Origin of the sequence: Polymorphospora sp. NPDC051019, assembly GCF_040683055.1 — a bacterium.
In the GTDB taxonomy this organism is placed as follows: domain Bacteria; phylum Actinomycetota; class Actinomycetes; order Mycobacteriales; family Micromonosporaceae; genus Polymorphospora; species Polymorphospora lycopeni.
Map to the genome: position 1 here is coordinate 48,301 of NZ_JBFBCH010000005.1, position 12,989 is coordinate 61,289.

At 72.0% G+C, this 12,989-nt stretch carries 10 protein-coding genes and 1 tRNA gene; 4 read left to right on the plus strand and 7 right to left on the minus strand.

All coding sequences use genetic code 11. The features are described from left to right. The first annotated feature begins 190 nt into the window (after window positions 1-190). Complete coding sequence (locus AB0M79_RS11475) at window positions 191-1,510, plus strand: pectate lyase (protein ID WP_364211128.1); 1,320 nt, start codon at window positions 191-193, stop codon at window positions 1,508-1,510. A gap of 161 nt (window positions 1,511-1,671) precedes the next feature. Continuing rightward, window positions 1,672-3,294 (plus strand): family 16 glycoside hydrolase, encoded by a 1,623-nt coding sequence (locus AB0M79_RS11480; protein ID WP_364211131.1) that lies wholly within the window; start codon window positions 1,672-1,674, stop codon window positions 3,292-3,294. Window positions 3,295-3,440: 146 nt separating this feature from the next. On the opposite strand, the gene ugpC is transcribed toward AB0M79_RS11480, so the two are convergent. Beyond that, entirely contained in the window at window positions 3,441-4,532 is a 1,092-nt protein-coding gene (ugpC, locus tag AB0M79_RS11485) for a sn-glycerol-3-phosphate ABC transporter ATP-binding protein UgpC (RefSeq protein WP_364211134.1), read from the minus strand. Window positions 4,533-4,927: 395 nt separating this feature from the next. On the opposite strand from ugpC, the gene AB0M79_RS11490 reads away from it, so the two are divergent. Next, window positions 4,928-5,004: transfer RNA gene (locus tag AB0M79_RS11490), tRNA-Thr, on the plus strand. A gap of 72 nt (window positions 5,005-5,076) precedes the next feature. On the opposite strand, the gene AB0M79_RS11495 is transcribed toward AB0M79_RS11490, so the two are convergent. The 5 genes from AB0M79_RS11495 to AB0M79_RS11515 all read right to left on the minus strand — a co-directional run bounded on the left by AB0M79_RS11495 (window position 5,077) and on the right by AB0M79_RS11515 (window position 9,776). Further along, entirely contained in the window at window positions 5,077-5,751 is a 675-nt protein-coding gene (locus AB0M79_RS11495) for an RNA ligase family protein (RefSeq protein WP_364211137.1), read from the minus strand. An 83-nt stretch (window positions 5,752-5,834) separates the two neighbouring features. Beyond that, window positions 5,835-6,275 carry an HNH endonuclease gene (locus AB0M79_RS11500; RefSeq protein ID WP_364211140.1) on the minus strand — a complete coding sequence of 147 codons (441 nt, stop codon included), beginning with the start codon at window positions 6,273-6,275 and terminating at the stop codon, window positions 5,835-5,837. Between the two features lie 140 nt (window positions 6,276-6,415). Further along, a complete protein-coding gene (locus AB0M79_RS11505) occupies window positions 6,416-6,907 on the minus strand; it encodes an MSMEG_6728 family protein (RefSeq protein ID WP_364211143.1) in 492 nt (163 codons plus the stop codon). Between the two features lie 3 nt (window positions 6,908-6,910). Beyond that, window positions 6,911-8,440, minus strand: coding sequence for an FAD-dependent oxidoreductase (locus AB0M79_RS11510; RefSeq protein ID WP_364211146.1), 1,530 nt, complete (start codon window positions 8,438-8,440; stop codon window positions 6,911-6,913). Window positions 8,441-8,576: 136 nt separating this feature from the next. Next, complete coding sequence (locus AB0M79_RS11515) at window positions 8,577-9,776, minus strand: hypothetical protein (protein ID WP_364211149.1); 1,200 nt, start codon at window positions 9,774-9,776, stop codon at window positions 8,577-8,579. Window positions 9,777-9,951: 175 nt separating this feature from the next. On the opposite strand from AB0M79_RS11515, the gene AB0M79_RS11520 reads away from it, so the two are divergent. Beyond that, complete coding sequence (locus AB0M79_RS11520; protein WP_364211151.1) at window positions 9,952-11,736, plus strand: NAD-binding protein; 1,785 nt, start codon at window positions 9,952-9,954, stop codon at window positions 11,734-11,736. Between the two features lie 15 nt (window positions 11,737-11,751). On the opposite strand, the gene AB0M79_RS11525 is transcribed toward AB0M79_RS11520, so the two are convergent. Then, window positions 11,752-12,960, minus strand: coding sequence for a DUF4032 domain-containing protein (locus AB0M79_RS11525; RefSeq protein ID WP_357535431.1), 1,209 nt, complete (start codon window positions 12,958-12,960; stop codon window positions 11,752-11,754). Between the last annotated feature and the right edge of the window lie 29 nt (window positions 12,961-12,989).

Sequence of the window (12,989 nt, forward strand, 5' to 3'; positions counted from 1 at the left end):
GCAAAACGGACCGAAGAGTACGAACCTCGGCGAGAGTGGCCGAGTGAATATGTATTGCCCTGATTCAATGCAACATTTCTGCGTTTCCAATGCATTGACATATTTGTGGCCACTTACCTAGCGTTTGTTCCAGTGAGGTTTCGTACTGGCGAACATCAGGCAGGGGCGAAATATGCGAATGCGATCGAGGGTGTTGACGGCCGCGGCGGTCGGGGTCTGCCTCGCGGCGGCTCCGGCCACCGTCGCGGCCGCCGGCGGCGGCATCGACCGGCCGGCGGGCTGGCAGACGCTGCCGGTGAACGACGGCTGGGCCGCGTACGGCCCGGGCACCACCGGCGGTGCCGCCGCGACGCGCGACCAGGTGCACGTGGTGCAGACCCGGGCCGAGCTGGTCGCGGCGCTCGGCGGTGACAACGCCACCAACCGGTCCAACGCCACTCCGAAGATCATCTACATCAAGGGCACCATCGACGGTTTCGAGGGACCCGACGACAAGCTGCTGAGCTGCGACGATCTGGCCGACCCGGAATACTCGCTGCCGGCGTACCTGGCCGCCTACGACCCGGCGACCTGGGGACGGGTCACCCCGTCCGGGGCGCTGGAGCAGGCCCGGGTCCGCTCGGTCACCAACCAGACCCGGCACACCCAGATCAACCTCGGCCCCAACACCACGATCATCGGACTGCGCGGTGCGGTCCTGACCGGTCTCACCCTGATGGCCGACACCGCCAACAACGTGATCATCCGCAACATCACCTTCGACGACGCCCGGGACTGCTTCCCGGCCTGGTCGCCGACCGACGGTGAGACCGGAAACTGGAACTCGCAGTACGACCAGATCTCGGTGCGGCGCAGCCAGAACGTCTGGATCGACCACAACACGTTCACCGACGGCGACAACCCCGACAGTTCCCAGCCGCTGTATTTCGGGCGGCCGTACCAGGTGCACGACGGCTCGGTCGACATCACCCACACCGCCAGCCTGGTCACCGTTTCCTACAACCGTTTCACGGGCCGTGACAAGGTCATGCTGATCGGTTCGTCGAACACCGTCGGGCCGGACGTCGGAAAGCTCAACGTGACGATTCACCACAACGTTTTCGAGAACGTCTACCAGCGGCTGCCGCGGGTGCGGTTCGGTCAGGTCGACGTCTACAACAACCACTACAAGCTGTCCGGCGCCGACTTCCAGTACGCCCTCGGGGTCGGGGTCCAGTCGGCCATCTACGCGGAGAACAACTACTTCTCCCTCGACCGGGGCGTCACCGCGGACAAGATCATTTACGACTGGTCCGGAACCGCGATCACCGAGAAGGGCAACTGGGTCCGCGAGGGCTGGCGGCTGCCCCGCCACGTCGACCTGCTGGGGGCCTACAACGCGGCGAACGAGGTCGCCCTCGGCTCCGACGCGGGCTGGACGCCCACCCTGCGCCACGGCCCGGTGCTGCCCGCACCGCTGGTCCCGCTCGCGACCACGCTGCTCGCCGGGGCCGGCAAGCTGCCGGTCTGATTACCGGTCGGTCCGGCCGTCCCGCCGGACCCGCAAGCCGCCAGCCGTGCCCGGCCGCGTCCTCGCATCCGCGGCCGGCACGGTTGGCCATCGTCCACCCGGCGGCCGGTTCCCGGCCGGCCGCCGGGCGGCCACCCCACCACACCCAGGGAGGCCCAACCATGGACAAGACTCCCGTCCCCCACCGATCCCGGTGGCGGCTGCCCGTCGCGGCAGCCACCGCCGGAACCCTGACCGCCGCCGTCCTGGCATTCGGCACCCCGTACGCCTTCGCGGACAGCCTGTTCTCCGACGACTTCGAGGACGGCAACTCGAACGGCTGGTCGAAGTCGGGCGGAAGCTGGTCGGTCGTCACCGACGGCTCGCTCGTCAACCGCCAGTCCGGCACCAGCAGCGACGCCCGTACCCTGGTCGGCTCCGCCACCTGGACCGACTACGGCGTGCAGGCCCGGGTCAAGCCCACCGGGTTCAACGGCGCGAACCGCCACGTCGGAGTGGTCGCCCGGGCGCAGAGCAGCAGCAACTACTACGCCCTCGTGGTCACCAGCGGCGGCGCGGTGCAGTTGCTCAAGCGGTCCGGCGGCGCTCCCGTCGCGCTGGCCAGCGGTGCCGGCGGCCCGACCGTCGGAAGCTGGGCGACGCTGCGGCTGGAGGCCGTCGGCAACTCGCTGCGCGGGTATGTCAACGGCAACCTCGCCGTCGAGGCCACCGACAGCGCCTTCGCCAGTGGCCGGGTCGGCCTGGCCACCTCGTACGCCAGCGCGTCGTTCGACGACGTCGCCGTCGACACCGAGACCGGCGCGCCACCGACCGGTGGCCCCACCACCGGACCCACCCTGCCACCCACCGGCCCGCCGCTCGATCCGATGGCGCCGCCGGTCGGCTTCGCCTCGGTCGACGCCCTCGGGCAGAACGGCACCACCGGCGGCGCCGGCGGCCCGACGGTCACCGTCGACACCGCGGCCGAGCTGCTCACCGCGATCGCCACCCCCGGCCCGCTCAACATCCGGGTCGACGGGATGATCGCACTGCCCGGCCCGATGCACGACGTGACCTCGGACAAGACCATCGTCGGCGTCGGGGCCAACTCCGGCATCACCGGTGGCGGCCTCAACATCGGCCTGCCGGTCAGCGACATCACCACCCGGCCGCCGGACGCGGTGCACAACGTGATCATCCGGAACCTGAACTTCCGGAACACCGTCGACGACGCGATCAACGTCCAGATGTTCAGCCATCACGTCTGGATTGACCACAACGACCTGGCCCAGGGCTACGACGGTCTCATCGACGTCAAGCGCGGGTCGAGCTACGTGACCATCTCGTGGAACCACGTCCACCACCACACCAAGACGATGCTGCTCGGCCACGACGACAGCAACGGGGCGCAGGACATCGGCCAGCTCAAGGTGACGTACCACAACAACTGGTTCGACCGTACGCCGCAGCGCAACCCGCGGGTCCGGTTCGGCGATCCGGTGCACGTGTTCAACAACTACTTCGTCTACAACACCGATGTCGGGGTGGCCTGCCAGCTCAACTCCGGCTGCGTCGTCGAGGGCAACTACTTCGAGGACGTCGAGGAGCCGTGGTCGATCAGCTACTCCGGACAGCGTGGCCGGATGATCGCCCGGGACAACGTGCTGGCCGGCAGCAGCGAGCCGGGTGACGCCGGCGGCACCGTGCAGGAGCCGAGCACCTACTACAGCTACACCCTCACCAACCCGAACGACGTGAAATCGGTCGTCATGACCGGTGCCGGCACCGGCAAGATCGGTCTGTAGCACCTACGACGTCGAGGCCACCGTGACCGCCGGTGTTTCGGCACCGGCGGGATCGGCCCGCGACCCCGAGCCTCCGGTGCCCGGCCGGACGGGAAAGGGCGCCCCACGGAGATCCGTGGGGCGCCCTTCTCGTTCGACCAGGCGGATCAGATCCGCACGCCGGTCGCGGCGTGGAAGGTGTGGTGCCGGTCGGTACGCGGCTTCACGAACACCGTGTCGCCCATGTTCGGCATGTGCCGGCGGTCGGTGCGTACGACGAACCGCTCCGAGACGCCGTCGAGGGTGGCGTGGCCGTAGACGTTGGCGTCGGAGCCGAGGTCCTCGACCAGTTCGACGACGACCGGCAGGCCGCCCTCGGTCGGGCTGACCAGGTCGCAGTCCTCCGGACGGAACCCGACGGTCACCTTCTTGTTGCCGCCGTCGGCCTGGGCCGTGGCAACCTGCTCCCGGGTCAGCGGAACGAGCAGGTCCGCGAACACCGCGCCCTTCTCCGACAGCGACACGGTCTTGATGTTCATGGCCGGGGAGCCCATGAAGCCGGCGACGAAGACGTTGGCCGGGGTGTCGTAGAGCGTCCGCGGGGTGTCGACCTGCTGGAGCACGCCGTCGAGCATGACCGCCACCCGGTGGCCCATGGTCATGGCCTCGACCTGGTCGTGGGTGACGTAGACGGTCGTGACGCCGAGCTTGGCCTGCAGCGAGGCGATCTGGGTACGGGTCTGGACCCGCAGCTTGGCGTCCAGGTTGGACAGCGGCTCGTCCATGAGGAAGACCTGCGGCTCGCGGACGATGGCGCGACCCATGGCGACCCGCTGGCGCTGACCACCGGAGAGCGCCTTGGGCTTGCGGCTGAGGAACTCCTCGAGCTGCAGCAGCGCCGCCGCCTCCTTCACCCGCCGGTCGATCTCGGCCTTCGAGGTCTTGCGCAGCTTCAGCGCGAAGGCCATGTTGTCGTAGACCGACATGTGCGGGTAGAGCGCGTAGTTCTGGAAGACCATCGCGATGTCGCGGGCCTTCGGCGGCAGGTGCGTGACGTCGCGGCTGTCGATGTAGATCGAGCCCTTGTCGACGTCTTCGAGGCCGGCGAGCATCCGCAGGCTGGTGGACTTGCCGCAACCGGAGGGGCCGACCAGGACGAGGAACTCCCCGTCGCCGATCTCCAGGTCGAGTTCGTTGACCGCGGGGCGTTCGGTGCCCGGGTAGATCCGGGACGCCTTCGCGTAGGTGACCGTAGCCATGGTGAAGCGCTTCCTTTCACCGGCAGGAACGTGCCGGACGATCCGAGTGAAGGAGCGACCGGTGCGGTGGGCGCCGGCCAACGAACGGCATCCGGACAGCAGGGCAGCCACGGATGTCGCTCGTGTCACGCCACGGTAAACGGGATTCGGCCCGGTGCCAAGGTCAGACGCCATCCGTGGGACGGAAGCCGGCGCTGACGGGCCCGACTTTCTGGGACAAGTGGCTTCTGACAGTCACTAAATGGCCAGTCGGGCAGTCCATGTCGACAAGTTCGTCTATCGGTCCGATTCAGTTGCTCCCGCCGCACTTCCGGCACCGGAAGAGCGATCTTGGCCACCGATGCCGGTCATTGCGCTGTTGTGGCCCGATCAGTGGTTATGCTGGCCACGGACACGCCCCTGTAGCTCAGCTGGCCAGAGCACTCGCCTTGTAAGCGAGATGTCGCCGGTTCGATCCCGGCCGGGGGCTCCACCAATCTCGGACCGCACGGAAGCCGATGGGCCCGCCCGGAAAACGGGCGGCCCACGATCGATGCCCACTCACTTATCCGGCCCCCGGAGAAGGTGACCGTTTCGGCCCATCCGTTGCCCGGAAACCGTTGGTGGCGAAGTCGTCCCGGTGCCGCCAGGCCGCCGTCGTACGGACGTGGCCGGCGCGTACCCACTTGCCGACCCGGTGCGCGAACTCGCTTGCGGGCACCGGACCCGCCGGCCGTACGACGAAACCCTCCGACGTCGTGGCGTCCCGGCACCCGGCCCAGGCGCCCAGTGCGGCGGCGAGATCCGCCCCCCGGTGCAGCACCGGCACCAGCGGCAGGCCGAGCAGGGCGGCCCACTGCTCGGTGTCGTCCCAGCCGAGCAGGGTGTCGTCGGCGTCCCACACCCCGAAGACGAGGAAGACCCCGGGCAGGTCGTCGTAGCCGACACTGCGCCGGGCCCACATCGACTCGCCGCTGATCCGCCAGCCGGCCGGGACGTCGTGCGCCACCCGCGCCCAGACCGCCTTCGCCGGCCGGTCCCACACGTGCGTGCCGGAGTCGACCGAGCGGGCGTACATCGCCTCGCGGGTGAAGGTGACGTTCCCGCCGTCCATCTTCTCGGTCACCACCAGTTCGCCGGTCAGGCCGGACAGGTCGGGCAGCCGCCGGTCGTCGGCGGTGGCGCCGGGGGAGCCGGGCAGGTGGTGGGTGCGGGGGTACTTCTTCCGGCGGGCGGACATCGTCGCCTCCAGGGCGGAGCCGGCCGGCGAAGGAGGTCCTTCACCGGCCGGCCGGGTCGACCGGCCGACGTGGCCGGGTGGGTTCAGCGGACCAGCGCCGCCCAGCTGGGGGCGACCGGCGTACGGCGTAGCCGCATGCCCGCCTCACCGGGCGTACGGTCGGCCTTGCGGTTGTTGCACGGACCGCAGGCGGCGACCGTGTTCAGCCAGGTGTTCCGGCCACCGCGCGAGCGGGGCAGCAGGTGGTCGACGGTGCTCGCCGGGCCGCCGCAGTAGGCGCAGCACCGGCCGTCGCGGACCAGTACCCCGGCCCGGGACCACCCCGGCCCGGAGGTGAACCGCCAGCGGGTGACGACGTAGCGGACCAGGCGTACGACCCGGGGCAGCGGGAACGCCCCGATGAGCCGGTCCGGCTCGGCTTCGTGGATCTCGGCCACCCGGCGGCAGAGCATCCGGATCGCGTGCTGCACGCTGACCCGGTGCAGCGGCCCGAGGTCGGCGTTGACGACCAGTACGGCGTTCACCGGGACTCCTCTCGTTCGGTCGCGGCGCGGTGGGGGTGGGGCGTGACGAAACAGCCGCCCGGTCCGGTCGGACGGGCGGCTCGGTCGTGGCCGGCTGACCGGTCCACTGTAGGTAGACCGGCGAACGTCGGACCAGCGATTTAACCGTCGGCGGGCGGCAGGCAGCGGGCTGGCCGGTCGGATCCCGGCCAGACGTACGGCAGGTCGTCCGGCAGGTCGCCGAACAGCGGCCGGTAGAAGTCGGGGTCCTTGCGCAGCAGCGACGAGCGGTGGCTGCGGTGCAGCGCGCCGTCACCGAGCCACGGGGGCAGCTCGCCGGCCGCGGCCAGGTCGGGCTGGGCCCGTACGGGAAAGGCGCCGCAGGCGAGGGTGAGGTCCGCGACCAGGCTGCCCGCGACGGTGTCCCGGCGCCCGGTCTCGCACCACACCGCGCACATCTGCAGGCCGTAGCGGACCAGGCCCTCCTCGTAGCCGGCCCACATCTTCACCGCCGGGTGGTGCCGCCACCCGTAGCGTGGCCGGGTGAGGGCCCGCAACACCTGCAACGCCTCGACCCGCTGCTTGCCGAGCCGCCGGGCGTCCAGCGCGCGGGCGCTGGCGGTGAAGTCCGGGTACGGCAGGAACGTCTGCACGGCTCAGCCCCGCCGACCGGCCAGCAGCCCGCGTGGGCGGACCGACCGCAGCGGCTCGGCCGCCGCACCGAGCCGGCGCAGCACGTGGTTGGCGGCGGTGATCCCGGTGGCCGCGGCCCGCTCCATCAACGCGCTCGGCAGGTCGGTGTGGATGCCGTCGCCGGCCAGGTAGAGCCGGTCGGCGTCGGTGCGCACACCCGGGCGACCGGCCGCCGTGCCGGGCCGGAACGCCGGGGCCCGCGCCCCGGTCTCCGCCCGCAGGTCGACCACGGGCAGGCCGGCCGTCTCCGGCCACAGGGCCGCGAGTTCGGCCCGCATCCGGTCCGCCAGGACCGGCGCCGGCAGGTCGGGGCAGGCGTACGCGTGCAGTTCGACGACCGAACCACCGACGCGGTCGGCCCACCGCCGGGCGCCGCGTTCCAGCCGGTGGTAGAGCGTGATCGAGTCGAGGGTCGGCTGCCGCGAAACCCCGCTGAACACCGACCGCCCCGGGGCCACGTCGCCGCCGAACCAGAACCTGGCGACGGCGTACGGCGGTCCGACACCGGCCGTCGCGACCTGCCCGGCGAGCACCGGTGCGGCGGCGGCGAGCCGGGGCGAGGCGGCGAGCAGGTCGCGCAGGGCCGGCGGATCGACGGCGAGGACCAGGAACGCCGACCGGTGGGTACGCCCCGCGGCGGTGTCGACCCGCCAGCCGGGCCGGACCTCCACGGCCGGGTCACCGGTGTGCACCACCGCGCCCCGACGTTCGGCGTGGGCCGCGAGCGGCCGCCAGATAGCGCTGTCGTGGTCGAGGTCGGGTGCGTCGAAGGCGAGCCCCTCGGGATTGCCGAGAAAGTAGAAGTGGAAGGCGGCGATCAGTTCCGCGGCCGACAGGTCGGCCTCGTGGTTGAAGAACGAGTGCGCGAAGACCTCGAAGAGCATCGCCCGGGCGCGGTCGGGCAGGTGCAGCCGGTCCAGCAGTTGCCGTGCGCTGGCGCCGTCGTGGTCGCGGTGGGTGCGTTCGGGGTCGTACGCGAGCAGCGGCAGCGCCGCCCGCCGGTCGATGCCGCGCAGGTCGCGCAGGCGCAGGCTGGGGCTGCGGGCGAGCAGGGCCAGCAGGTTCGCCGGCGGGGCGGCCGGCAGCCGGCCGAACTCCTCCGGCGGCCAGTCGGCCGACAGCACCGGATAGCCGTCGACCGGGCGCAGGAAACCCAGCCCGGGGTCGATCCGGCGCAGGATCGCCCGCCAGTTGTAGTACTGCCGGAAGAACGCGTGGAAACCGTGGTCGACGAGTTGGGACGTACCGTCGGGAAGCGACTCCGGCCGGGCCGACAGCCGCCCGCCCAGCCGTGGGGCGCCTTCGAGCACCGTCACCCGCACCCCGCGTTCGGCGAGCACCACCGCCGCGGACATGCCCGCGATGCCACCGCCGACGACCGTGACCCCGGCCGGGCCGGGCATCCCCGGCGCCTCGGCCGGGCCGTCGGCGCCGGGGTCGACCTGCTCGGCGCGTACGCCGAACAGGCGGCCCAGCAGTCGTGATCCGTCCATCCGCCCCTCCGGCCCGGTTGTGGCCAGGGTGCCCGGTACGGCGGCGTTCAATCCGGGTCGGCGGGTGGGTGGATCGGGGAACGGCCCCCGGCCGGCGGGTCGCGCCGGGCGGGGGCCGTCGGGGGGCCGTGGGCGGTCAGCCCGCCGGCAGGGTTCGGTCGATGCTCATGACCATCGGCGCGACGGTGCTGGTGGCGGGTCGGCCGCCCTGTGCGGGCAGGGTCTGCAGGCCGTCGAAGGCCGGCAGGAGTTGCGGATCCGATCCGCCGGGCAGGGCCCCGGCGGGCCGGATTCCGGGGTGCTGACCGGCGGCGGGCAGGACGGGTGAGCCGGCGGGGGCCGGCAGGGTCACCGGGCCGTCGAACGCCGGGAGCGTCTGCGGGCCGTCGGAGGCCGGGAGGACCTGCCGTGCGGACGAGGCCGACTCGGCGTAGTCGGGGTCCTCGCCGGCGACCGGACGGCCGGTGCCGTTGAAGCTCCGCTCGCCGCCGCGGGCCGGCTGCCCGCCGGCGGTCGACGGTGCCGGTCCGGTCGCGGGTCGGGTGGCCGTGTCCCCGGTCGCCGGCTGGGTCGTCGCCGGCTGGGTCGTGGCGGGCTGGGTGGTCGCCGGTCGGGTCGTGGCCGGCTGGGTCGTGGCCGGCTGGGTCGTCGGACCGGCGGCGGCCGGGCCGACCAGGTTCGACGGGTCGCCGACCAGCGGCAGTGATCCGACCAGCGGTACGCCGCCGTGGGTCAGGTCACCGACCACCGGGAGGCCGCCGACGACCGGCAGCGTGTCGACGACGGGCAGCGACTCGGTGCCGCCGAAGAGCTCCGGCTTCTGGGCCATCAGCGCGTCGCCGATCAGGGCGGGCACCTGTTCGCCGGCCGAGGTCACCATGGCCGGTATGGCGTCCGCCGTGGCGCCGGTCCGGCCCACCGGCTGGCCGACCTGGTCGACCGCCGGCCCGGCCGGGGCGGACTGGTCGCCGAGGCCGGGGAACATCCGGAGCTCGCCGGCGAGCAGCCGGTCGACCGGTACGTCGGCGAGGTCCGGCAGTTGTCCGGTCAGCGGGTCCGGCGCCGCCTCCCGGCTGCCGTCGGCCGCGTTGTTGCGGCTGATCGTGAGCACGCCGTCGGAGATCTCCCCGGCGGTCGCGTCGAGTTCGGACAGGCCCAGGTCGGGAAGGGTGCCGGTCGGGGTCAGGAGCTTGTCGATGGCGCCCTGGACCTGCTGCGGATCGGCCGCCTGCGGCGTGGCGTCGGCCGGATCGGCCTGGGCGGCGCCGCCGGTGAGCAGGAGGAAGCCGCCGGCGACACCGACGGTGCCGACCGCACGATGGAACCATCTCGACATTGCGCATCCAATCAGGTGCCGTACGGATACTGCGGGCAGCAAATCCGGATACACCTAGCAAATAGGGAGCACTGCAACAAAGTGCTTAACGATCGAGTCGTCGATACGTTGCTGCCCGATCCGGCGAAATGATCACGGGGCGGCGATCGATGAACGACATCGCTACGATCCGGGCATGACCTCCGGCCCCTGGCGTAGCCGCGCCCGTCGCGTGGTCGAGTCGAGGCTGCGGGACAGCCTGCGCCCCAACGGCGAGGCACGTCCGCACTACGTGATCTGCGGCGACGACGCACTGGCCTACTGGGTGGTCCGGACGCTGCGGCGGGACACCCCCACCAGCCCGGTACGGATCACCGTCATCGTGCCGACCAGGCGCCGTCCCGGCGACCCGGACATCACCGCGCTGCGCGGCGTACGGATCGTGCGGGCCGAACGCCTCAACGAGGAGACCTTCCGCCTCGCCGGCCTCACCGGGGCGGCCGGCCTGGCGCTGCTGCACCAGGACGACGTCGGCAACATCCACGCCGCACTGTGCGCACAGGAGGTCGAGCCCGACCTCCGCCTGGTCATGCGGATGTTCAACGCCAACCTCGGCAACGGGGTCAAGCGGCTCTTCCCGGACTGCGAGGTGCTCTCCGACGCCTCGATGGCGGCACCCGCCTTCGTCGCCGCCGCGCTGGGCGAGGTCGCCCCCACCCACTTCCGGCACGCCGGCCGCACCCTGCTGGTGGCCCGGCGGGCCGACGTACGGCCCGAGCACGTGGTGGTCGGGCTCGCCGACACCCGCGAGCCCAACAACCTGCGGGTCCTGCCGTCCGACGAGAGTCGGGCCGACCTGGTGCTCGCCGAGGCGAGCGGCCGGCCGGCCGGGACCGAACTGGCGGCCCGGCGGCTGGCCCGGGCCCGCTGGCGGCACCCGTTCGTCGGGCTGCTGCGGAGCATCCGGTCGTTCGCCACCCGCAAGATCGGCATGGCGACGCTCTGCGTGCTCGCCATCGTCGCGCTCTTCGGTTTCCTGCTGGCCCGTGCCGAGCGGGTCAGCATCGCGGAGGCGGTCTACCTGACCCTGCTGACCACGTTCAGCGGGGCCGAGCCCGAGGCCGGCACCGACGCGCGGGTGCAGGTCATGCAGGTGGTGCTGACCCTCGCCGGGCTGGCGCTGATCCCGCTGATCACCGCCGCCGTGGTCGACGGCATCGTCAACGCCAAGCTCGCCCTCACCGTCGGCCGGCTCTCGGTGCGCCGCGACGGCCACGTGGTGGTGGTCGGGCTCGGCAACGTCGGGAGCCGGGTCGTCGGGCAGTTGCACGACCTGGGGGTCGAGGTCGTGGCCATCGACAAGGACCCCGATGCCCGGGGCGCGTCGCTGGTCCGCCGGCTCGGCGTGCCGTTCATCGTCGCCGACGGGGCGCAGGAGGAGACGTTGCGGGCCGCCTCGGTGGCCACCTGCCAGGCCCTGGTCATGGTCTCCACCGACGACGTGACGAACCTCCAGGCGGCGCTCAACGGGCGCACCCTCAACCCCGACCTGCGGGTCGTGCTGCGCCTCTTCGACGGCGACTTCGCCGCCCGGATCCAGCACGCCTTCAACATGAACATCTCGCGCAGCGTCTCCTACCTGGCCGCGCCGTCGTTCGCCAGCGCCCTGACCAACCGCAACGTGATCGCCACCATCCCGGTCGACCGGCACGTCCTGCTGGTCGCCGAGGTGACCGTCGGCGAGCGGTCGCCGCTCGACGGGCTACGGCTGCGCGACGCCCGGCGCGGCACCGGCGTACGCGTGATCGGGCTGGCCCGGGCCGGTCAGTCGCGGCTGCGGTGGGCGCCCGCCCTGGAGAGCCGGGTCCGGGCCGGTGACCGGATCACGGTCGTCGCCCGCCGGGCAGGGCTGAGTTGGCTGCTCACCCAGACCACCCCGGTGCCGGCCCTACCCGAGGACGAACCCGACCCGGTCCCGTGACCGGCCGGTCGCTCGTCACCCGGTGGCGACCTCGATGCCGAGCACGGCCTGCTCGTCGGGGCGGTGCACCAGCACGTCGGCGAGGAACGACTGCACCGCCGGGGCCAGCCCGACGTCGCGACCGGCCTTCTCCGACAACCGCCACCGGTGCTCGATGACCTGCGCGAACAACTCCGACGGCTCCAGCTTGCGGCGCAGGTGCGCGGGTACGGCCCGGACCACCGGCTCGAACACCTCGGTCAACCACCGGTGTGCCGCCTGCTGCTCGTCGGTCAGGTCGCTCTCGGCCCGGTAGGTGTCGAGGTCGTTGAGCAGCCGGCGGGCCTGGTTCTCCTCGGCGTCCAGCCCGGTCAGCCGCAGCAGCCGGCGGGAGTGGTAGCCGGCGTCGACGACCTTCGGGCGGATCAGGTAGGCCCCCTGGTCGACCAGGGACATCGCCACCTCGGCCACGTCGAAGCCCATCTCGTTGAGCCGCCGGATCCGGCCCTCGATGTCGTGCCGGGCCTCCCGGGCGACCTCCTGCTCGAAGGTGATCTCGTGCCACAGGCGCTCGTAGCGGGCGACGACCTCCTCGCAGACCACCTCCGGGTCGATCGACTCGTGCAGCAGCCCGGCGGCCTGCAGGTCGAGCGCCTCGCCGAAGATGTTCACCCGCGCGATCTCCAGGTCCTCGCCGCGCTGGCCGTTGGAGAGCCGCGGGTGCAGTGCCCCCGTCTCGGCGTCGACCAGGTAGGCGGCGAAGGCGCCGGCGTCGCGCCGGAAGAGCGTGTTGGACAGCGAGCAGTCGCCCCAGAAGAAGCCGGTCAGGTGCATCCGGACGATGAGCGCGGCGAGCGCGTCCAGCAGCCGGTTCATCGTCTCCGGGCGCAGCGTGTTGGAGAAGAGCGCCCGGTAGGGCAGGGAGAACTGCAGGTGCCGGGTGATCAGGACCGGGGCCAGCGGCTCACCAGTCGGGTCGACCCGGTCGGCGACGATCGCCACCGCCTCGACGGACGGGAAGTCGATCCGCTCCAGGGCGCGGAGGAGGTCGTACTCGCGTTCGGCGACCCGCTCGCCGGTCTCCTTGACCGCGTAGACCGTGCCGGCGAGCCGGACGAACCGTACGACGTGCCGCGAGATGCCCTGGGGGAGCGCCACCAGGTGATCTGCCGGCCACTCCTCCAGCGGGGTGGACCACGGCAGGTCGAGCAGTGCCGGGTCGACGAGGGCGGAAGTGATACGCACCCATCAAGCATGACGGCCGGGACCGCGCG